The organism is Pelotomaculum isophthalicicum JI, from assembly GCF_029478095.1.
In the GTDB taxonomy this organism is placed as follows: domain Bacteria; phylum Bacillota; class Desulfotomaculia; order Desulfotomaculales; family Pelotomaculaceae; genus Pelotomaculum_D; species Pelotomaculum_D isophthalicicum.
Window position 1 is genome coordinate 27,548 of sequence record NZ_JAKOAV010000015.1, and the last position, 23,399, is coordinate 50,946.

General features: G+C 47.7%; 15 protein-coding genes. All 15 read right to left on the bottom strand.

Translation table 11 applies throughout. The features are described from left to right. Positions 1 to 115 precede the first annotated feature (115 nt). Entirely contained in the window at positions 116 to 4,174 is a 4,059-nt protein-coding gene (locus tag L7E55_RS09175; protein WP_277443851.1) for a KAP family P-loop NTPase fold protein, read from the bottom strand. 628 nt (positions 4,175 to 4,802) lie between these two features. Then, positions 4,803 to 6,674 (bottom strand): TnsD family transposase, encoded by a 1,872-nt coding sequence (locus L7E55_RS09180; RefSeq protein ID WP_277443852.1) that lies wholly within the window; start codon positions 6,672 to 6,674, stop codon positions 4,803 to 4,805. A 15-nt stretch (positions 6,675 to 6,689) separates the two neighbouring features. Continuing rightward, entirely contained in the window at positions 6,690 to 8,408 is a 1,719-nt protein-coding gene (locus L7E55_RS09185; protein WP_277443853.1) for an ATP-binding protein, read from the bottom strand. A 7-nt stretch (positions 8,409 to 8,415) separates the two neighbouring features. Beyond that, positions 8,416 to 10,638, bottom strand: a complete 2,223-nt coding sequence (locus tag L7E55_RS09190) for a Mu transposase C-terminal domain-containing protein (protein ID WP_277443854.1) — start codon at positions 10,636 to 10,638, stop codon at positions 8,416 to 8,418. Then, positions 10,635 to 11,471, bottom strand: coding sequence for a TnsA endonuclease N-terminal domain-containing protein (locus L7E55_RS09195; RefSeq protein ID WP_277443855.1), 837 nt, complete (start codon positions 11,469 to 11,471; stop codon positions 10,635 to 10,637). Before L7E55_RS09195 ends, L7E55_RS09190 begins: the two co-directional genes overlap by 4 nt. A gap of 164 nt (positions 11,472 to 11,635) precedes the next feature. Further along, positions 11,636 to 13,465, bottom strand: a complete 1,830-nt coding sequence (gene glmS, locus L7E55_RS09200) for a glutamine--fructose-6-phosphate transaminase (isomerizing) (RefSeq protein ID WP_277443856.1) — start codon at positions 13,463 to 13,465, stop codon at positions 11,636 to 11,638. A 3-nt stretch (positions 13,466 to 13,468) separates the two neighbouring features. After that, the gene (locus L7E55_RS09205) at positions 13,469 to 13,696 is read right to left on the bottom strand and encodes a hypothetical protein (protein WP_277443857.1); all 228 of its coding nucleotides are present in this window, start codon (positions 13,694 to 13,696) and stop codon (positions 13,469 to 13,471) included. Between the two features lie 143 nt (positions 13,697 to 13,839). After that, positions 13,840 to 15,177 (bottom strand): phosphoglucosamine mutase, encoded by a 1,338-nt coding sequence (gene glmM / locus L7E55_RS09210; protein ID WP_277443858.1) that lies wholly within the window; start codon positions 15,175 to 15,177, stop codon positions 13,840 to 13,842. A gap of 247 nt (positions 15,178 to 15,424) precedes the next feature. Continuing rightward, a complete protein-coding gene (locus tag L7E55_RS09215) occupies positions 15,425 to 16,384 on the bottom strand; it encodes a CdaR family protein (RefSeq protein ID WP_277443859.1) in 960 nt (319 codons plus the stop codon). A gap of 2 nt (positions 16,385 to 16,386) precedes the next feature. Next, the gene (cdaA, locus tag L7E55_RS09220) at positions 16,387 to 17,229 is read right to left on the bottom strand and encodes a diadenylate cyclase CdaA (RefSeq protein WP_277443860.1); all 843 of its coding nucleotides are present in this window, start codon (positions 17,227 to 17,229) and stop codon (positions 16,387 to 16,389) included. Between the two features lie 48 nt (positions 17,230 to 17,277). After that, positions 17,278 to 18,858 (bottom strand): citramalate synthase, encoded by a 1,581-nt coding sequence (gene cimA / locus L7E55_RS09225; RefSeq protein WP_277443861.1) that lies wholly within the window; start codon positions 18,856 to 18,858, stop codon positions 17,278 to 17,280. A 13-nt stretch (positions 18,859 to 18,871) separates the two neighbouring features. Continuing rightward, the gene (gene leuB / locus L7E55_RS09230; RefSeq protein ID WP_277443862.1) at positions 18,872 to 19,951 is read right to left on the bottom strand and encodes a 3-isopropylmalate dehydrogenase; all 1,080 of its coding nucleotides are present in this window, start codon (positions 19,949 to 19,951) and stop codon (positions 18,872 to 18,874) included. Continuing rightward, entirely contained in the window at positions 19,951 to 20,445 is a 495-nt protein-coding gene (gene leuD, locus L7E55_RS09235) for a 3-isopropylmalate dehydratase small subunit (protein WP_277443863.1), read from the bottom strand. Before leuD ends, leuB begins: the two co-directional genes overlap by 1 nt. Beyond that, positions 20,446 to 21,708, bottom strand: a complete 1,263-nt coding sequence (leuC, locus tag L7E55_RS09240) for a 3-isopropylmalate dehydratase large subunit (protein ID WP_277443864.1) — start codon at positions 21,706 to 21,708, stop codon at positions 20,446 to 20,448. Between the two features lie 132 nt (positions 21,709 to 21,840). Then, positions 21,841 to 23,379 carry a 2-isopropylmalate synthase gene (locus L7E55_RS09245; RefSeq protein ID WP_277443865.1) on the bottom strand — a complete coding sequence of 513 codons (1,539 nt, stop codon included), beginning with the start codon at positions 23,377 to 23,379 and terminating at the stop codon, positions 21,841 to 21,843. Between the last annotated feature and the right edge of the window lie 20 nt (positions 23,380 to 23,399).

A 23,399-nucleotide genomic window follows, 5' to 3' on the forward strand; every position in this document is an offset into this window, starting at 1 on the left:
GAGAACTTACCGGTCAGTTCTAGTGTAATAGCTATTTAAATACTTGCCATGTTCATTTTATAAATACTTCGCCATTAATTAAATTATATAAAATTTAGACTTTCCCCCTTATACATTACCCTACTTTTCTTTGAATTTTATCTAACAATTTTGATTCCGGGAAAAAACTTATTAGTATTGCAAGATCGTCTTCGGTAAGCTCCTCATATTTCCTTAAGTTGCGAAATACGGCGCCAACCTTTAAATCTTTCATCCAGGCTGCAAATTTATTTTTAATTACTTGCGATGTAACGGTAATAAAACATCTAAGTAATGTCACCCCAAGATCGTACTGTTCTTCTTTTGAAGTAAACAATTTATTTATATCCTCTTTGGTTTCAAAAATTGTCCTTGCGGTCTCAGGAATTTCTTGAAGCTTAAAAACTTCTGGCAAAACTGAAATAAAGAAATCATTTCCCAGTTCTTGAGAAGTCCGACTAATAAGTAACCAGATACGTTTTCGTTGTTCGTCATTTAACTCAATATCGGTTACAGATTTTTTAAGTAAATCGGCTTTGTGCATTTTTTGCAAATCAAGCCATATTTGCAGACATAGATCAGGCTCCTGCTCCGTCCCCTTAGGCGTTTTACCCAAAATAAATTTTGTTGTGGCAACCCTTTGCTCATCGTTCAATATACCTACTATATGGGACCAAGCTTTTTTAAGTTGGTCGATTTCTTCTTTCTCTTGTATATTGATCTGATCCATAAGTTCCGATATTCGCGACGGGCTGGGGGCTTGCCTGAACGCCAGAAAGGTATTGAGAGAATGAAACTGGTGATATGGCCACAGTATACAGGCCGTCTCAATTACATGTGCAATATTTTCCTCACCAACAATACCTCTCTGTACCATTTCCCGCATTGAATATATAATTCCATAAGAAGCTTCATTGTTTGGGTACTGAGCAGCAAACGTTTGAGCATCATTGAAAAGCTGCTGTGGGTTATATGGACTCAATTCAGCCTGTTGCATGGGCCAATATTTAGCCATTTGTTCGTGAAGCCAACCAAATAATGCTGGATTATTTCTTGCATTTATAAATAATCCATGTAACATGGATCCTGCTTGAGGTAGCGGGCCATATTTGATAAGCCGTGGAAATACAGGAAAAACTATATGTAGATAATCAGTATTATTCAATAAACGTGCTGTCTGTGAAAACATATTCTGTAAGTGAGATTGAATAGTTCCATACTTTATAGCTTCCTCCGGCAATTGGCTCATGAAACGTTGATAATGTTGTCCTCTTTCCTCTGTTACACTATTTGGCTGAGACATTTCCTGTAGATATGAAGTTACCTGATTGCGCTGTTCATCATTAAGACCACTAATAAAATTGTTGCCGAGCCAATTAATGCAGGGTTCAGGAAGATCCAACAATATACGTCCGGACCAGTTAGCTATGATTTCTCCTGTAAGCGTTTTATTAATGTTTTGTAATGTACTTACTAAACAGGTTGAGAAAGCTGAAGTTTCAACCACATTGCTCCAGCTAATTGCAAGAGCTACGAGAGCTTGTTGGGCCTCATTACCGATATCATTTATTCGCCCCTCAACAATATTCAGCAGAGCCAATGCTCCGTCTTCCCAATCAAGACCCCAGTTTTTATCATCCTCCATATCTTTATTAAGACGATTAGCAAAACTCATGATAAATGAGGTGAGAGCATTAGAATCAGGCTCTTTTTGATATCGTCTCATTAATTCCCAGGCAAGAGCAACCGCTTCCTTCATCTTAACCGCCACATACCTGGTCAACAAATCCCATAGCTCTATCCGGCTCTCCTCACCTGCATCCCATAAGCTTTGAAAAACGCTACGACTTCTTCCCATTACAACATCTGTTTTAAGTTCTTGAGTCTGTTCACTTTCCATCTGGGCAGCGAGTAATTTTGTATAGCGGCCCCCGAGGGCACTTAATAAATGTTCTTGGTTTTCATCCATCCATGTTTCTAATTCGCTGAAAGGAAATATATATTCTTTACTTCTAATTGCAACACGTCTTATTTCGAGCCAACTTAAAAATGCACTGTCAGATTGTTCGTCCAGGCCGTTTCGCTTTCTCACCCATAAAACTAAAAGACAGGCCTGGCGTGCCATTTCGACAGCTTCGTCGTAAGAAGGAGGCTGTCCACTTTCCAAGCGAAAAGTAATATCCCCTTCAGTTCTTAGTAAATCTTCAATCAACCTTCCAGCTATATCTTTTTGTTCCTCAGCTGTGATAAATGGTAATATGTCTTGTATTTTTTCAATACCGAGCCGCCATCTCAATTCAGGTGAAATCGTTAGCCGGCGCGCAAGCGGACTTAAAAGCATATGTGCTTGTTCTTTGGGGAAACGATTAGACAAGACCGCTATGACTGCCGCGGCATGATTTTGCCTGACATCTGTTTCATGATGTAGTTCTTCCTCTAATTCACGGAGCAACCGCATGTCTTCACTTGTTAGAGGTCTGGAGTCTTTATCTCGGCCTAATTCTACGAGAACCCCCTGGTAGTCACCTGAGACGAAGGCATCATTAATACGCTGAGCTCCATCACCATATTTTCTTGTCACGGGGTCTTGTGAAAGAAGTAAAAGTGGTAGTAGGGTGGATGGCCACCGAAGACCTTGAAGGCTGGCAATATACTGACGTAGAGGGCGATAATCAGTTTTAAGTTCATTACTCTGGTGATCAAAATATTTATACAAAAGATGTTTGGCTGATTCCGGCTGTTCTTCAATAGGTAAGCTGCGTATAAAAACATCCGTAAATCTATTGATAAGATTAGGCTCTTGCTGGAGATCGCTGTAAAAATCGGGGAAATCTACACGCAGAGCACAAAGCGCTGCAAGTGAAAACGGATGATTGGTTACTGCACCTTCCTGTAGACCACCAGGGCGTTCTGTTCCTGCACCATCGCGCTCACGTTGTCGTGCCAACCACCAGGACTGTACAAAAGCATTTACAATTTGCAAGGCATTTCGCGGACTTTGTACACCCGGGTGAATCATTCTGTCAATAATATTTTCGAGAGGCACACCCCTATCTTTAAAATCTTGAACTATCTCAGGTAATTCACTAATTCTTTTCATCGCATAATCGCGCATATCTCGCTTGGGGAATTGAGGAATCTCAAGACGATACTGAAAAATACGATCAAGGAAACGACGTGCATCACTGCGGCTAAATCCGGTATTCAAAAGGCCTGATATATTGACATGCTGTCGGCGATTGGCTAAAGCGTTTGCCACCCTCTCTTCGTCGCAGGAAATAACAAAAACAATTCCCAATCCATCCGGCATCTGATTTTTTGGGATTTCCATAAAAGCCCTAACCGCATCTAAACCACTAACCATTTCTTCCGCAGAGAGTCGATCAAGGTCATCTATAAAAACTACAAGTCGCTCACATTTCTTGCCTTCTTTTAGGATTGTCCCGCCGGCTTTGTATTTAATTAGCTGCTTAATTAAAAGATCTTCATATTCTTCATTAGTTGTGCTAGGTGGTTCTATTCTAGTTATATTAGAAGATCGGGGAATTAAAAAATGCTTTAGATCAAAGGTAAATTTAATTATAGGAACCCCACATGCAAATAAAATAACTGATATAAAGCCTTTTACCCAGTCATTTGATATTTGAAGTTTACTTAGGATTAAATATAATGATATTAAGATAATTAAATATGTAAACGTTATTATTATTAATTGTGGCAAACTCCAAATCCATTTTTCAAAAACATCACGGAGAATATCTTTCCATTTTCTTTTTTCAGTTAAGGTTTTTTCAATCTGATGAAATAGGGCATCCTTTAGTTGTAATTCATCTCCACCGATATTAAGAAAAACGTTCCTTAATAAAGCACGCTTGATATCTTCTCCACCGCATCGCCAAGCATTAAAAGTAATTGTGTGAATCTTCTCAACTCTTTTTGAATCATCCTTTAAAGAGGATAAATAAAGTGATTTAATTGAACTCTTACCGGTACCCCATTTTCCCAACAAGCCAATGCTATAAGGTGGTTCATTCTTGGAGTTTTCAATAAGACCTTCTAGTGCCTTTGCAAAATGTCTGTGACCAAAAGCATCAAATTCTACGGAGCTAATTTCCCGATCAAGCAAACAAGGCATTAGTTTTTTTTCTTCAGCCATATTGGTCCCCTTTCAACCAATTTTCATAAAACACTATTTTGTTATTTTCAACATAAAAAAACAAATTCCTCCAGACATCAAAACTATAAGTAAAACTACTATGCTTCACAGATAAAGTTATTTTTTAAATATCATAAATAACTTCATTTACCCTTAGTCAAATAAAAAAGACTTTTCAAAGAGGACGTCACATACTGCCCGGCCAAAAATCTCGCTGCAAGCTGGTAGATGACATCATACAGGAAGTGGGTGCTTAGCCCACTCTTGAAAAAGCTCTGGGCATAATATATAATTAATTAGCCATTGTTTTCCTTGTACAATTTCCGAAAGTTTTGCCGCAGTATTTTTTGAACGTCCTTACTCATTGGCATACTGCTCGATTTTTGTTCGCAGCTCGCCAAGATTTATATCCGCAGAAGCACCGATAATCCAGCTATCCTGGAGTTCACCAATAACTTCAATACCGAATATTCGTAACCCGTCTGGATCAGTGCGACAGGATCGATTTGGAGATAGAGTGGTATGGCCTGAGGGAGTTCTGGTAATTTTTCCTCATAACACCCGCTTATCATTAAAAGAGTTTATCAAAAAAGAGACTATAATGTAGGCTCCCACTTTTCACGATAGTTCATAAATTTTCTATTTCCTTCTGAATCTGCTGTTCTATTTTTTCAGAATACCCCGGTCGAAGCCCCGCCTCGCGGACGATTTTCCACGTTCGCAGCAATTCCCCCTGCTCACGCAATTTTTCTACCGCATATTCTACTCGTCTAACTTGAAAATTCTCCGCCGTTTCAACCACTTCTTGAAGAATACTCTTGGTTTTCGGCAACTTCTCCAAGTGTTTTTGCAGTAGCGCCAGTTCCCCAACCCGCTTACCTATTGAACTAATAGTCAAACGAACCGGCCTACCGGGCACCTGTTTAATCTCCTGCGCTGCCATGGACACCCGTTCCGCCAATTCCTCGTCGCGTTTAACCCAATTCACGCGCCTGTCAGTATATTTCATCCGGCGTATCGGGGTAGGTGAATGATCATTTAGCCAGTCACGGTCATGCCGATAAAGCCAAGCATATTCTGCTTTTGTCGACCGGCGCAGTTCCGTCTTCGTTTTGCCAGGATTATGCTCCGCAATCTCCAGCCAACGGGCTCGATATTTATTCAATTCGCTTTGAAAATCCCTCATTGATAAATCATTTATTAACTGGTCATTACTTTGGTCTTGTATTTTTTTCAATTGATTTTTTATAGTTTTCGGGTCTACATTAAGTTGCCGTGCAGATTCTCGTAGTCCCTTTTTCTCTACTACCGCCAGACGAATCAATTCTTTTTCCCAGGTAGGGCCAAATGATTTTATACGCCCAATTTTATATCGGTCTGATTCCTTTTGATCGGGCCCGCATCTTAAATAAGTAAACCCGCAACTACATGAAAAGGTGCCAACAGGTAATCCTGTATCATAATCCCGGGTTAAGCTACATTGCTCAATGACAGGCTGACGGTAGTGGTTTGCTGCCGCATTTAAGCAAGGCCAAGGTCCACGGCCGAAAGGAAGATAACGCTCTTTCCTACCGGTCAAAAATTTCTCCGGCATTACGCCAAGAAACCTCATAAAAAGGATGTGACGTATGGGATATGTAGTAATCCTGGGTTCTCGGACCAGCTTACTTAACCAATTGTCCTGATGATCATAATCAACTGCACTATTCATTTGTACAAGAAATTCCGGCCCATAAAAACTCTTAAACGATTCAATCAGGTCTCGCTGTCTTACCCTGCCTGTATATGTTGCCAGGTCTATCTTTTGCAAGTGGTTGATATATCGATTTCGAAGTTCTGCCAAACCGAGTATCGGGGCTTCATTATTGAGTAGCCAATGAACCGCCTCGGCAACCGCCAGGTAGTGCGAGAAATCATTTTCTGGGTTAAACGACTTTAATTGCTCTTGTTTATAGTTTTTGATTAAGGGTTGAAAGACATGTTTGTTTTGCTGGGCTGAAACCGCGACATCGCTTTCGGTTAACCAGATTTTATGATCAGGACAGATCTGAACGCCAAATACCTGGTGGATCCGGTGCCAATATGGTTCACCGTATTGTTCCTCATCGGCCTGCATGCACTCATGGCAATAACGGAGAAACCTTGGAGAAGTAATGCTGCTGGCCATGATACCAATCATCGTATGGATCTGCCCCCCATTTGAACCTTTCATCGCTTGAATTATCTTGTTAGCCCTTTCTTTTGGCAAAAATGGTCTAAATAATGGAAACAAAGAGTGCCGATTGATCACAAGTTCCGGCGTAATCAGAGAGCCATGAGGTAAACGTTTATACAATGCCTCCAGACGATTCGGCAGATCCATCACCGCACAGGCCGTTTTGCAGCCGAAAAGGTCCATCATCGTATCCTTTAAGCTCATATTTCTGCTCCACATGTGATACCTGGCGAAGACGCTATAAAGGATTTCATCTGGATAAGGCGTCGGGAAAAACGGTAACATGACTTCACTTCCCCCCTACCTGGCCAGGAACTCACTTGCTGGCTTGATCATGCCAGCATCCTTTAGTGCTTGATAAGCAGGGATGCCTTTCTTTTTACTTTTCTCCACAATTTCTCGCAGGTCGCCTGATAAAGAGACTACCTTATCTTTCCGCTTACGGCGGTTCGGTTCTTGCTTAGATTCTTCTTTTTCCGAGCTTTCATCTTCCTGGCTCGCTAAATATTTTACGGCAAGTGTAAACGCCTCTTGCATCACCAATTTCAGATTAATTCCTGAACCGTGCCGGTTCAACGCTTTAACGGTACATTCCCTGGCTGTCTTTGGTTCGATTCCCGCCTCGACCAGCCACCGTGCCACTTGAATAATAAGCGATTCCGCGTCATCATCCATAATATTTTTCTCCGCCTTTTGCTGATTACGCAAAGTATTCAATGTTCCCTCGATTGTAATGCGGTCTGTAGCGCGGTGGAGATATTCGTCCAGATTGCGAATCGGCGGATAAATATCGCTGATCTGGCTAAGTTTCTGAATATCTCTCGCTTTAAGGGCATCAAGAATCGGTTTGGCCAATTTAAGACTTTCCCTGGCAACATCCCGGATCAGGCCGGGATAAATTCGTTCATCTTCCTGTCCGATTACATGCCATTGGGCTAGCATGTACAACTTGACAGCAATATCCACGATCCCTTGAGATTCTTCATATAACACTTGTCTTAACGCCGGAGTTAAAGAGGAAGAAACGTTTGTCCACTGGTACTCCCATAAACCATCGATAAAAAAGTCCCAAACATCATCCCGGGCAAGGTTGGCCCATATCAAATCTCCCTGACCGGCACTTCGCCGGGCTTGGGCAAACTCCCTGGTCATAAAGTGTAGCGCCTTAAATGTACCTACCAGTACAACAGGAACACCAATGGTATTCACCATCTGCACAAAAAAATTCAGCATCTTTGCTGCCCCACCGCTTTTTGCTTCATTAAGGCGTTGGATTTCGTCAATTACCAGAACACCCAACCCCAAAGCCGCAGCCAAATGGGCCATATTCGGCAAAAGCTCGTCAACAGTACGACGGCTGTTTCCGAATTTTTGATAGTATCGTGTACCAAGGATTATATCAATGGCCTGAAAAAAGTTTAAGCACAAGCCTTTCAGGGAACCGTCAAAAGGACAGTCCAGCTTCAGCCATACCAGTTGCGTCCGGTCAAAGCTATGTCCGTTATACTCGGTATGCACGATCACCTGGGGATAAAGGGACAAAACACTATCCAGGGCAGTGGTTTTACCGACACCACTGGTACCGATAATAGAAAACCCAGCCGCAGAAGAACGGATAATCGGCACATAGCCATCTTCGCCCGCGCCCCAATCAAGATCGCGAAACCCCGCTCTCATTTGCTTTATCCACTCAGCAGAAATTGGATTGCGGGCCATGTAACCGTTCCGGATCATCCTGGAAAACCGTTGTTCCAAGTCCAAATGAATGGGTAATGGTTCGATATAATTGGTTATCGTTTGTACAGACTGTAAGCGCCTCTGGGCATTCCAATAGCGACCCGCTTCGTCATAGACAGGCTTCCGGCGAATGCGATTTGCCGCTTCTTCCGGCATTAAAACAGGTGGTAAGGCTTCAATAAACGCATTATGCCTGTACATCGCCTCTTCAGTCAAATGATATTTCGCAGATATTTGATTACCAATAAAAACATTTCGCCCATAAATCTGTTCCGTAATCATATTTTCATCACTTCCCTTTGCGCTGGCCTTTCAATATGTCAAGAAATGCCTTTTGCCGAGATACTTTTTTACACCCTGTACTCTCTTCAACATGTTCAGAAGGAGTTATCCCATGGTGTTTCACAGCATTATGCTTACTGGCTTTGTTAGTACTTGAAACTTTGTCTTTCTCAAACTCCCATACCTCTTCTTTCCGAATGCGCTCTTTTTCATTAGACCTGTTCCGACGGATATTTTTAAGCCGCTGCCGGTCACTTATTTCACTGGAACGCGTAAATTCTGTCTGCTCTTTGGCTTCTGCCACTATGGCTTCTATGCGAGCATTTAATTCCGCCTTAGATTGCATATGCTTGTTAGCATATAATGAAGTTTGCATATGTTCAAACTCCAGTAAATCTAAAACTTCCTCCAGACGGTGTCCCTTATATCGCTCTTCGGCTTTTAGCAATTGACAGGTTTCAATCTCTTTTCCACCTTTTATACGCAAGTAAATTATATCGGTATTTCGAGGATCATAGGATACGTGTACCTTCCAATTACCATAAGCTCTGGCCCTTTCAAACCACTGTTCCTGGATGGCACGCTCGCAACTGTAATACATTCCTTTAAAGCGAATTCCTTTAAAAGTAACCGTGGCTTCTGATTTCGGCATAAGGTTCAGCATGATTATTTCGGGTGACTTTTCCCTCAAGTGACCGCTCCTGTTTTTAATCCCCCACTTCCACAGATCAATAGGAATCGGCTCAACGTGTTCTTGAATCATAAATTCATCCCGTAAATACCACTCGATACGGTGATGCATGTTGTGGTTAATAGCTGTTAGTATCACTATTTTTGTAAATTGGTGTAAATCCAGCGTTGCATCTAAACGGTGATCCCGCTCTCCCCTTTCGCGATAACGTTCCTTTATGGCCCCTGGAAGCCAATGAATTGCCTTCAGGTTGGCCAGGCGAAATGTCTGCTCGACGATTCCCTTCCAGTCGGCTCTGTATGGGGGTGTATTGGCTACAGTAATGTTCAGAGAATCTACCAAATTATCAGCATTGACCCCTTCCATTTCTCCTCGGTCTGCCAGAATGGTCTCCGGGAGGTAATGGCAAGGCCAGTCTTGGCCGGATAATTCAATACCGTACTCTGCACAAAAGGTAACCTTGTCCGTGGCTGCATTGGCCAAAGCCATCATTGCTCCAATCCAGCTGGGTCCCTCCAGACCAATATATAATCCTGCAATCATCCGGCTAAAAACATCAATAACCACATAAATTACGGGTCTTCCAATAATCTGTGAGCGATCAAAGCTGCTTACCAGATATACATCGGCTATTGTAGCGTCAATTTGATAGATAGAGCCCGGACCTATTGCCATCCGTGTCGAATTCCCTAAAACGGCCCGATGCCGTAAAGCAAACCCACGTTTACCTTCCCTGGCAGTAATCGATTGGCGCAAGTCTAATTCTTTGGCATACCAATAACGAAACTGTCCAAAGGTTGGTAGTTCCGAAACAACGGGCAGAATAGGAATCTTGATGTTTCCTTCCTCACGGTATCCATTATTAAAGTGTTTTTCAATCATTAAATCATAGGCCCGTTTTAAAGGGGCTTTATTTTTGTTATTATAGTACATTTGAATGGCTATCCGAAATATTCTCCTAACATCATCATCGACATTAATGCCGGCTTTTTTATTATCCAATTTAGCGATCTTAGGAGGCCGTCCCCTTTTCTTGCCTTCCGTCGCTTTTCGCTCTTTACCAGGAGCGCCGCACCGATCATATGCAGGTAATAAGGCATTTTTTGTCTTACCCCCGGCCCAGTATTTACGCAAATATTTATAAACTGTTTTCGTTTGGACACCATATTGTCCGGATATGTGATGTAATAGACGCCCCCGTCCTTCCGATTTATAAATACCCGGTTCATCCGCCACAAGATCTTTAATTATTTCCCATGCACGATCCCGCCGTTCACGGTGTTTCTGCAAAATCTTCGAATCAGGCAGAGCCAGGGCAGTATACGGGTCACTTATTCGCTTAATCGCTATCCCGTCGGCAAAGGCTTTTTCAATTTCCACAACATCCTTCCATTCCGGGAGAGCCTTCGGATTTAAAAGGGCAAAGACAACGACTTTCTTTCCCTTTGCATCAATCCAGAGCACCCGTTCAAGTCGATTGCTCCCTTCGCCACCATCCAACCACTCAATAATCGTATTTATAGCTATTGTTGTTGTCATACATGTTCACCTACTTGGTTAACAGGTTGTTTTGAGCGGATAACAACCATCGGCTTACCGGTATCAATAGGCTTATTCATTTCCACCATCCACACCCGATTGGCAATGAAATGCCGAACAACCCACAGACTACTTCCAGATTCCAATCCTAATATAGCATCCACTTCAAGAGCCCCATGTGCAAGAGGCATCTTGGGCTTCATGACATGATTAAAAAGTACCGGCTCAATTTGGGCAAGAATTTTCGGAGTGATCGCTGGAGAATTCGACAAATCCTTTGCAGAATGAACCCACTTCACATTCTTTACTAGGGCTTCCGGGATTTCGTTTTCCGTGACAATACCCCAATCGACTCCTCGCTCCTTCCAATATGTCTGCTCTATTTCCAGCTTTTCAATCTTTCGCTTGGAACTAAGCTCATTAGCTGACCTTAATGCCCGTACCTTTAGTTCCACACGATGGTTCACCTGTACGTCAATCAGGAAGTCCGAGGTCATAACAAAAGCTTCCTTAGTCTTGGGATCTGTAGGATGCTTAATTCCCAATCTTTCTGCGATCTCCTGTGTAGCTTCGAGGGGAAGCGGGTATTGTTCACGAATATCCATTACCACATCCGACCAGTCCAGGACATAAAAATAATCGAGTTCTCCTTGAGATAAAAAATGATGTACTCTCCCGGTTTTCCAACCTGCAACACGAGTGGATAATCCTTGAGAAGGTACATCACGAATGGTGCGCCAGGGAAGGTAGTCGCAGCCATAACCTTGACCGCGTCCTTCCTTGATCATCTTTTCAATTTTAGCGGCTGTAGTAGCCCTATTACGCTTTGCCATCTGGGAACACCTGTTCTCTTATTTATTCCCATTATAAACCAAAGCGCTACAGAAGTCTACAACTTTATTTTCTTGTTGCACAACATTATTTTTTAGTTTCCAACATTACTTTTTAGTGTACAACTTTGTTTTATTTGATCAAATCTGAACTATATTCTGATATTCTATTCCACTGTCACACTCTTTGCCAAGTTCCTTGGCTTATCAACGTCGCATCCCCGCTCTACCGCAGTATGATAAGCCAGCAACTGCAGGGGGATCACGGCCAGAACCGGGGCCAGGACCGGGTGGGTCTTGGGGATGTAAGAAGTTCGGCCGGCCACCTTCTCCACTTCTGTGCGACCGTCGGTGGCGAGGGCCAGCACAGCGGCGCCGCGGGCGTTGACTTCCTGGATGTTGCTGACCATCTTATCGAAAAGATCGTCCTGGGTGGTTAAGGCCACGACCGGCACATCCTCCTCAATCAGAGCCAGGGTTCCGTGTTTCAGTTCGCCGGCGGCATAGGCCTCGGCATGAATATATGAAATCTCCTTCAGCTTCAGGGACCCTTCCATCGCCACGGCGTAGTCCAGCCCCCTGCCCAAGAAGAAAACGCACTTGCTGCGCGCCAATTCCCTGGCATATTCCCGCATCTCCACCGAGTTGTCCAGAATGGCCTGGGCTTTGGTGTCCAACATCTTCATTTCATTTATTATCTCTTTAGCCTCTTCCGGCTTCATTTCGCCACGCACGGTCGCCAGGCGCACAGCCAGGAGGAACATGGACAGCAGTTGTGTCGTATAGGCCTTGGTTGACGCCACGGCAATTTCGGGGCCGGCCCAGGTATAGATAACATCGTCGGCTTCCCTGGATACTGAACTGCCTACCACGTTGGTTACGGCGACCACCCGCGCTCCCTGCCGTCTGGCCTCCCGCAGCGCGGCCAGTGTGTCGGCGGTTTCACCGGACTGGCTGATGATGATTACCAGTGTGCCGGGCTCAATAATGGGGTGGCGGTAGCGAAATTCTGAGGCAATATCAACCTCCACGGGGATACGCGCCAGTTTTTCGATAACGTATTTGCCCACTATACCGGCATGGTAGGCGGTGCCGCAGGCGGAAATGAAGATTTTTTTCAAGCCCTTGATTTCTTCCGGGGTCATTTTGACCTCTTCCAGAACCACTTCTGAGTTGTCCGCCGTGATGCGGCCGCGGATGGTATCCCTGATTGCTTTGGGCTGCTCAAAAATTTCTTTTAGCATGAAGTGGTCGTAGCCGCTCTTTTCGGCTTGCTTAGCTTCCCAATTCACTTCAAAAACATCTTTATTTACTGGGTTGCAGTTTTTGTCCATGATATTGATCTGCCCGGTCTCCAGTACGGCCACTTCTCCGTCGTTAAGAACATATGTGTGGCGGGTATAATTCAAGAAGGCGGGTATGTCGGAGGCCAGAAAATATTCCCCGTCGCCCAACCCTATAACCAGGGGACTGTCCTGCCGCACTGCCACCAGTTTATTTGGTTCATGCGATGAAACCACTACCATGGCGTAAGAACCCTCCAGTTTTGACACCGCTTTCAAAACTGCTTCCACCAGGTCGCCGTCATAAAAATGCTCAATCAAGTGGGGAAGCACTTCGGTGTCAGTTTGGGAGGCAAAGGTATGCCCCTGCCACTGCAGCCAATCCTTAAGGTTCAGGTAGTTTTCAATAATACCGTTGTGCACGACGGCGAACTTTCCGGTACAGTCGGTATGGGGGTGGGCGTTTTCATCGGAAGGCTTCCCGTGTGTCGCCCAGCGGGTGTGTCCGATCCCTACATTGGCGCTGTAGCTTTGTCCATTTAGTCTATCCTTCAGAACGGTCAGCCTGCCCTCTTTTTTTATGACTTCAATGCCGTCTTCTCCGGGAATTGCCACCCCGGCGGAATCATAGCCCCGGTATTCTAACTTTTCCAAACCGCCGACTAAAACGGAAACGGCCTCTTTCGAACCGATATATCCGACGATACCACACATTTTTTATTCCTCCTGATATTTTTCTCTCAAATAAAAAAGCCGGGCGCACTTAAGCCACGGCACTAAATTACGGTTTATTAAAGACAATACTTCTCCCTTGATCGGTTTTGCCGCTTTCGGCCGCCGGCATTTTTGTCCCAACGGTTGCCCGGTGGTTTTGTAATGCCTTTGACGGTCCGGCCGGACCGGGGGGAACCCGCCGAAAATCTCGATTAACCCCCTCCTCGTCAACCCTGAAAAGTCACCTGTAATCTAATCATCCAAGACTCGAATTTCAAACAATTTTTAAAATTCGAGCAGGGTTCTGGCGCTTGCGATTTAATTGTATCCATAAATCATACATTAGATTCTTTGATAATCACCCCATTAACCAGTTATTTTAATTTCGTGATCAAGTTTGCCAACCTGCCCACAATATCTTTCAACTGCTCCATATCCTTTCCCTCTGCCATCACCCGCACCAATGGTTCAGTGCCGGAAGGCCGGACCAGGATACGTCCTTTCCCGCCAAGTTCCTGTTCAAGTTCCTTGACAGCCCCGGCCAGAACTTCGCTGTTCATCACCAGTGACTTATCCTCAACCCGCACGTTTTCGAGCAACTGGGGAAACCGCTCCATTTGGGACGCCAGTTCATCCAGCGGCCGGCCGCTCTCTTTCATCACTGTCAAGAGCTGCAAAGCGGTGAGAATTCCGTCGCCTGTCGTATTATGGTCTAAAGATATGATATGGCCGGACTGCTCTCCCCCAAAGCGCGCGCCGGTGCGCAGCAGCTCTTCCAGGACATAGCGGTCGCCTACATTGGTCTCCACCACCCTGATTCCGGATTCCCGGAGCGCCAGGTGCAGCCCGAGGTTGCTCATGACTGTAACGACAACAGTATTCTCCGCCAGCAAGCCTTTTTCCTTCAAATGGCGGGCACACATAACCATGATCTGGTCACCGTCAACCAGCCTGCCCTTGGCGTCCACCGCCAGCACCCGGTCGGCGTCACCGTCATGCGCGAGTCCGAGGTCGGCTCCCGTTGACACAACGGCGCCCATCAAGGCTTCCGGGTGAGTCGAACCGCACCCGTCATTTATGTTGATCCCGTCCGGCTTATTGAAAATAGGCAAGACTGCCGCGCCTAATTCGCTGAAAACCCGGGGAGCCACCTGAAAAGCCGCTCCGTTGGCACAGTCCACCACGATTCTTAACCCTTTTAGCCTGGTACTGAAGTTGTCTTTAACATATTTAACGTAACGATCGACAGCGTCGTCCATTTGATACGACCGGCCGACATCGCCGCCCGTAGGGTAAGGAACGTCGGCACACTCCTCCTCGACCAGGGCTTCAATGGCCTCCTCAGTCTCATCCGGAAGTTTATAGCCGCTGGCGCTGAAAAACTTGATCCCGTTGTCTTCAACCGGATTATGCGAAGCGGAGATAACTACTCCGCCCGCTGCCTTTAAATCACGGGTCAGATAGGCTATGGCGGGAGTCGGCATTACTCCCAGTTTGATCACATCAACACCGGCGGAGCAAATGCCCGCGACCAGGGCGGCTTCCAGCATATCACCGGAGATGCGGGTATCCTTACCAATCACCATGCGGTTGCCGGCGCCGTCACGGGCTAAAATATGCGCCCCTGCCCGGCCAAGCTTAAAAGCCAGTTCCGGGGAAAGTTTGTGGTTAGCCACACCTCTTACCCCGTCAGTCCCAAACATTTTCCCCATGAAATGGTCTCCTCTCGCAAGTAAAAAATCACAAACTATTATAACTATGCGCCACGGGAATGTCAATTTCCATGTATCTAATAATTTATCAGGTAATCAGAATTCAGTAGTCAGAATTCAGAATATATTGGGACGATAAACTGTTTTTTTATTCTGACTCCTGACTCCTGACTTCTGACTCCTGACTCCTTGATTAATATATTCTATGTTATCCGGAAATGCCCGGTTAATCGCCTGCAAAGGTAGTTTATGGCTTTTGCGGCGTGGTTCCGCCATCGCTTGGCGGCGGTTGCTGCTGCGCTTCTATCTTATTAACTTCCACCTGTACTTTCACCCGGTTGGGATAAATATTGGCAACGCCGGATACAGGTATCAAAGCAACTTCTTTGACAAGGTTTTTATCAATGCCGCGAATGTCCACGGGCTCCGTTTTTATTTGAGTTACAGCTCCGGTTGCCTCCGGCGGTCCCAATACCTGCACAACAGCCGGATCAGATACAACCCGCGCCACTGCGAAGCCGGTGGCCGGAGTACCGGTCAACTGGGGCTGCACGGGTACAGTCTTGGGTATGGCTGAACTGGTGATTGGAACTATCACCCGCACCATTGAAGGATTCAAAGAAACGCTCAGATTGCCTGTGGTAACCGTGAGGCTCAGCTCTATATCCTGCGTGGCGGACTGGACATCTACTACGGCGGTGGCTTGACTTACCTCAGTTACAGCTTTGCTTGGCCCCCTGGCGATTACCGTACTGGGCTGGCACAGCGGTGTCTGAGCGACATATCCTTGCGGGGGTTTCCCGCGCAGGTTGACGGCAACCGGGATCACTTTTTCTACTAATGAGTCGATTGTCACGTTGACCTCATTCGGATAGACTTGCACCACCCGGAGACCCGGTGGGGAGCTCACCTGGACAGGTACAGTGACTTCGCCGGTTTCTCCTTCAGGTATGCTGACCAGGGCCCGAAAGTCTCCCGGAGCTATATTGGCCAATTGGGTCTTGTTCCCGTGCACCTTCACTCTAACACTTTCAGGCATCCCGCCGGTAATTAAATAATTCTGAGCAAGACCGCTATTTTCCAGGTTCACATTGATCTCCTTGTCCGTAGTGGGGTTTTGCTCATTGCTGACATATATCCATAGAATAATAGCAAGAAAAACAGAAAGGAATTTTATTGAATTACGTTGCCAGTCTATGCGCACCATCGCTACCTCCTGTGCCAGAGCGACGATAATGAATTACCCTGCCGGTTGTTTAAATACTCCGTGAGCTTTTCCTGCAGGCCTGATTCATCTAAATTCCTGTTGAGCGCACCTTCCACCGCTATAGATATAGTGCCGGTTTCTTCAGAAACTATCACGGCGACCGCGTCGGAATGCTCGCTGATGCCAATCCCGGCCCGGTGCCTGGTGCCTAAACCGCTGGTAAGGTAAGGGCTTTCGCTGAGGGGCAAAAAGCAGGCCGCGGCGGCAACTCTGTCGCCCCTGATGATCACCGCTCCGTCGTGGAGGGGGGTTTTCGGAATAAAAATATTTACCAGAAATTCCGCCGATACAATCCCGTCGATTTTCAAGCCATTGTCGATATGCTCTCCGAGGCCGGTTTCTCTTTCAATGACTATCAGCGCCCCGATTTTGTTTTTCGACAGGATCATCACGGATCTGGTAATTTCGGCAATCACCTTGACCTGCCCGACTTCAACCGGCGCGAGCGGGGTCAGCTGAGTATAACTCAAGAACTTTCCGCGGCCAAGCTTTTCCAGCGCTCTTCTCAGTTCGGGCTGGAACACCACCGGCAAGGCCACCACCAGCGCGGTCATGGCCTGCCTCAAAAGCCAATTCATGGTATAAAGGTTCAGCATATTGGAAAGCGCGGTGGCGACCAGCAAGACAGCCAGTCCTTTGATTAACTGGACTGCCCTGGTCCCCTTGATCAAAAGCATCAGCTTGTATACCACAAAAGCCACGATCAATATATCAATAACACTACTCAAGTTAAATTTGAGTATTGTCTTGAGATAATCAAGGCTTGGAAGCCAATACTGTTCCACCGGTATTACCGCCTTCCTTACTATCGTGAAAAACACATCTCCGGCTTGTTAAGCCGGAGTGTCATGGTTATCGTCTTCGAGCAGGCCGTAAGCGACACTGTCGACCAGCGCCTGCCAGCTGGCTTCAATAATGTTCTGGGAAACACCCACCGTGCCCCAGGAACGTTTGCCGTTGCTGGTTTCAATGTGGACCCGCACCGTTGCTCCGGTTCCGTCCTTTTCATCAAGTACACGGACCTTGTAGTCGGAAAGATGCATTGACCTGATTTCCGGGTAAACTTCTTCGAGAGCCTTGCGCAGGGCATTGTCCAGGGCATTCACCGGGCCGTTGCCTTCCGCGGCGGTGTGCACCACCCGGTCGCCCATTTTCATTTTAATAATCGCTTCGGAATATGCCGGGTTATTTTCCTTAATTTCAGTAATCAGACGCAAGGCCTCCAGGGAAAACGGCTCATGATACCCGTTAAAAGCTTTGCGCAGGAGGATGACAAATGATCCTTCCGCTCCCTCGAACTGAAAGCCCTGGTTTTCCATTTGTTTTATTTCCTCTAAAATACGCCTTCCTTCCGGATCTTGCTGGTCCACCTGGAGATTCAGCTCTTTGTATTTATACAGCAAATTGGACATGCCGGAAAGCTCGGAAACCAGCACCCGGCGCTGATTGCCCACCAACTCGGGCTCAATATGCTCGTAGGTTTTGTAATCTTTCAGAAGCGCGCTGACATGCACGCCGCCCTTGTGGGCGAAAGCGCTCACCCCGACATACGGCCTGTGCGGATCGGGGCTGACATTGGCCACTTCACTGACAAAATGGGACATCTCGGTCAGGCGGGCCAGCTTCTTGCGCGGGATGGTTTCAACGCCGCACTTTAGCGTAAGGTTGGGAATTATTGAACACAGGTTGGCGTTACCGCACCTTTCACCGTAACCGTTGACCGTCCCCTGCACCTGTACCGCTCCGGCCTGCACCGCCATCAGGGAATTGGCCACCGCCATTTCACCGTCATTATGCGCGTGAATGCCGATAGGAACACTCAAGCGGCTCCGGACCACCTGCACCAGCTCCGCAATCTCCGCGGGCAAACTGCCCCCGTTCGTGTCGCACAGCACCACTGTCGAAGCCCCGCCTTCCTCGGCAGCTTTGACAGTATCCAGGGCGTATGCGGCGTTGGCTTTATATCCGTCAAAAAAATGCTCGGCGTCATAGACTACTTCCATGCCGCAGCTTTTCAGGTAGGCCACGGTTTCACGGATCATCGACAGGTTCTCCTCAAGTGTGGTGCCCAACGCCCGGCGCACATGAAAGTCCCAGCTCTTCCCGACAATTGCCGCCACCGGAACTTGCGCGTCAAGAATTGACTTGACACTCGGGTCATCTTCCACCGCTACCGACGGCCTGCGGGTTGAGCCGAAGGCGGCTATTTTGGCGTGTTTCATAGTATACCCACGAATCCTGTGAAAAAAATCAAGATCTTTGGGGTTTGAGCCGGGCCAGCCTCCTTCTATATAGTGAAAACCCATTTTATCCAGGTATTGGGCTATTTTAATTTTGTCCTCACAGGAAAAAGAAATCCCTCCCGATTGGGCTCCATCGCGGAGCGTGGTATCGTAAATTTGCACAGGATGCATTACGTCACCTCATTTAAACTCCGGACTCAATCTGCTCAATGATACGGTCTCCCATCTGGATGGTATTCACCAGTTCTTTGCCTTCTTCCATCAAGTCTGCCGTCCGGTAACCCAGGTCCAGCACTTTGGTGATAGCGCGCTCGATGCAGTCGGCCTCTTCCTCCAGGTTTAATGAAAAGCGCAGGAGCATGGCGCCGGACAAAATGGTGGCAATGGGATTGGCGCGCTGCATGCCGGTATATTTGGGCGCGGAGCCGTGGCTTGGCTCGTAAAGGCCAATTTCACCACCGATGCTCGCCGAGGCCAGCATCCCCAGAGAACCGGAAAGCATCGAAGCCTGGTCGCTCAGGATATCCCCGAACATATTCTCGGTAACCAGGACGTCAAACTGTCTAGGATTCTTAACCAGCTGCATGGCGCAGTTGTCAACGTAATAATGATCCAGTTCCACATCGGGATATTCTGTTCCGATGGCTGTCACGACTTCCCGCCAGTAGCGGGAGCTTTCCAATACATTGGCCTTGTCGACGGAGGTTACCTTATTACGCCGCTTTCTGGCCATTTGGAAAGCCAAGTGGGCGATCCGCTCAATTTCCGGGGTAGTATATTCCAGTGTGTCAATCACCCGGTAACCGCCGCCGGCCAGCGGCTCTTTCGATTTCTTGCCGAAATACAGGCCGCCTGTCAGTTCTCTGACCACCAAGATATCCAGGCCGGAAACAACTTCCGGCTTTAAAGTGGAAGCGTTAATCAGGGCGGGAAACACCCTGGTCGGGCGCAGGTTGGCGTAAAGGCCCAACTCTTTGCGCAAAGGCAAAAGCGCCCCCACCTCCGGACGCAAGTGCGAGGGCAAGTCATCCCATTTGGACCCGCCGACAGCCCCCAAGAGAATAGCGTCGCTGTTGTGGCATAAATCCAGTGTTTCGGGCGGCAGCGGATGACCTACCGCGTCATAAGCGGCACCACCGATCAACCCTTCGGTAAACTTAAAATCGCGTCCATAGCGGCGGCCCACCGCTTCGAGCACCCTGACAGCCTGGACGGTAATCTCGGGACCAATTCCATCGCCAGGCAGCACACCTATTTTGTACACTATTGTTTCATCCTTTCCGACACATAATTAATCAACCCACCCGCCGCGATGATCTGCTGCATAAAAGGCGGCACCGGCGTGGCCTGGTAAGTCTTGCCCGTGGTCTTATTGATTATAACACCGGAACTAGCGTCAACCGTTAATTCATCGCCTTCTTTGATATCCTCGGCGGCTTCAGGCGCCTCAAAGATAGGCAGGCCGATATTAAAAGCGTTGCGGTAAAAAATCCGGGCAAAGGTTTTTGCGATCACACAGGACACACCGGCTGCTTTAATTGCGATGGGAGCATGCTCACGCGAACTCCCGCAGCCGAAGTTCTTGCCTGCGATAATCATATCGCCGGGCTTTACTTTATCGGGAAACGCCGGGTCGGCGTCCTCCATACAGTGTCTGGCCAGTTCGGCTGGGTCCGAAGTGTTCAAGTATCTGGCTGGAATGATAGCATCGGTGTCGACATCCGAACCAAACTTCCAGGTTTTTCCCTGTAATTCCATTTACTCCACCTCCCCGGGTCCGGCAATACGGCCCAATATCGCCGACGTGGCGGCCACCGCCGGGTTGGCTAGATAGACTTCACTTTCCGGGTCACCCATCCGGCCGACAAAATTCCGGTTGGTAGTCGCAATAGCGCGCTCTCCCTTGGCCAGGATACCCATATGGCCGCCCAGGCAAGGCCCGCAGGTAGGAGTGCTTACCGCGCCGCCCGCCTCCACGAATATTTCAAACAGCCCTTCCCTCATGGCCTGCAGGTAAATCTCCTGGGTGCCGGGGAAGATAATCAGCCGCACGTTTTTATGGACTTTCTTACCTTTCAGCAATCTGGCCGCTTCCCTCAGGTCTTCCATTCGCCCGTTGGTGCAGGAACCGATAACCACCTGATCGATTTCCACGTTGCCCGCTTCACTCACCGGCCGGCTGTTCTCCGGCAGGTGCGGGAAGGCCACCTGCGGCTCGATTAAGGATGCGTCGTAATGATAAATTTTCTCGTACTTGGCGTCCGGATCGCTCTGATAAAATTGGTACGGACGCTTGCAGCGGCCTTCAACATAGGCCCGGGTAATCTCATCGGGCGCGATGATGCCGTTTTTGCCCCCGGCTTCAATAGCCATATTGCACATGGTTAAACGACCGTCCATGGACAGGTTTTCAATAGCCTCCCCGGTGAACTCCATAGCCTGGTAAAGCGCCCCGTCAACCCCGATATCTCCGATGGCATGAAGGATCAGGTCCTTGCCGCCGACCCAGGGTTTGAGTTTTCCGGCAAATTCAAATTTGATGGTCTCGGGCACCTTAAGCCAGGTTTCCCCGAGCGCCATGGCGGCAGCCAGGTCGGTACTGCCCACGCCGGTGGAAAAAGCGCCCAGCGCTCCGTAGGTGCAGGTGTGCGAGTCCGCCCCGATGATCAAATCGCCTGGTCCCACCAGGCCCTGTTCCGGCAAGAGGCAGTGCTCGATGCCCATGCGGCCCACCTCGAAATAATTAACTAAGTCGTGCTTCCGGGAAAATTGCTTTAAAAGCATGGCTTGTTCCGCCGACTTGATGTCCTTATTCGGAGTGAAGTGGTCGGGAACCAGGGTAATCCGCTCCCGGTCAAACACGTCTTTAACCCCTATTTTTTCAAATTCTTTAATGGCCACCGGCGCTGTAATATCGTTGGCCAGCACAAAATCCACGCGGGCGTTGATTAGTTCCCCGGGTGTTACTTGCTCCTTGCCGGCATGCGCCGCCAGAATTTTTTCGGTAATGGTCATCGGCATATAGATTCACCCCGCTTGCATTTATTCAGTAGTCAGTAGTCAGAATTCAGAATTCAGAATATTAAAGAACTATTAACCAATCTTTTATTCTGACTCCTGAATCCTGAATTCTGACTCCTGACCCTAAAATAGTTACTCTATATCTATTTTTTCAACCGGCCGGTTATCCCAGACCAGTTTGTTTACCGCATTGACGTAAGCCTTGGCGCTGGCGTCAAGAATATCGGTGCTGATGCCACGGCCGACGTAAACCTTTTGCCCGTCCATGGTGATTTTTAAGGTCACATCTCCCAACGCGTCCTTGCCGGAGGTGATGGCGTTAATCCCCCAGTTGACCATTGTGCAGCTCATACCGGTGATTTTATCCACCGCTTTACAAATCGCGTCTACCGGGCCGTTGCCGCAAGCAGCCTCTTCCAACCGCTGGCCGTCCCGTTGCAATACTACGGTAGCGGTGGGCACCACGGTGGTACCGCTGGAAATATGCAGGTAATTAAGCGTGTAGGTATGCGGCGCTTTGCGTATTTCTTCCTCTATAATGGCTTCCAGGTCATCGTCGGTAATATCTCTCTTTTTGTCGGCCAGTTTTTTGAAACGGGCAAAGGCGTTCTTCAGTTCCTCGCTGGAAAGGTTGTAACCGAGCTCTTCCAGCCTCTGACGGAAGGCGTGGCGCCCGGACAGTTTTCCCAGCACCAGATTGCTTTTACTGATACCAACCATCGCCGGGCTCATAATTTCATAGGTGGTGCGCTCTTTAATAACACCGTCCTGGTGAATACCCGACTCGTGAGCGAAAGCGTTTTTGCCTACTACCGCCTTATTTGCCTGGACTTTCATCCCGGTCAGATTGCTCACCAACCTGCTGGTGCGGTAAATTTCCTCGGTGTGGACACCGGTGTACAGGCTGAACAGGTCCTTGCGGGTACGAAGGGTCATCACTAATTCCTCAAGAGCGGCGTTGCCTGCCCGTTCTCCGATTCCATTAATGGTACCCTCCACCTGGCGTGCGCCGTTCATCACCGCGGCAAGCGAGTTTGCCACAGCCAGACCGAGGTCGTTATGGCAGTGCACGCTGACAATCACTTTTTCGATGCCTTCAACCTTATGGCAGATGGTATCGATAAATTTTCCCCATTCCTCAGGAACAGCGTAACCCACCGTATCCGGTATGTTCACCACAGTGGCTCCCGCTTTGATGGCAGCCGCCAGAACCTGGCATAAATAATCCAAATCAGATCGTGAAGCGTCCATCGTGGAAAATTCAACGTCGGCCGTGTAAGACTTGGCACGTTTAACCGCCGCGACCGCCGCTTCCAGCACCTGCTCCCTGGTCATCCGCAACTGGTGCTCCAGATGAATGTCAGATGTAGAAATAAAAGTGTGGATGCGCGCCTGCTCGGCGTGACGCACCGCTTCCCAGGCCCGGTCAATATCTTCAAAGTGAGTTCTGGCCAGCCCGGCCACTGCCACGCCCTTGACCTCCCGGGCGATGGTACGGACAGCCTCAAAGTCGCCGGGCGAAGATATTGGAAAGCCTGCTTCAATAATATCTACTCCAAGTTTGGCAAGTTGCCTGGCTATCTGTATTTTCTCATCCACATTCAGGCTTGCGCCGGGCGACTGCTCTCCGTCCCGCAAAGTGGTGTCGAAAAGATAAACACGCTGGCTCATGATTTCCTCCAAATTATTAT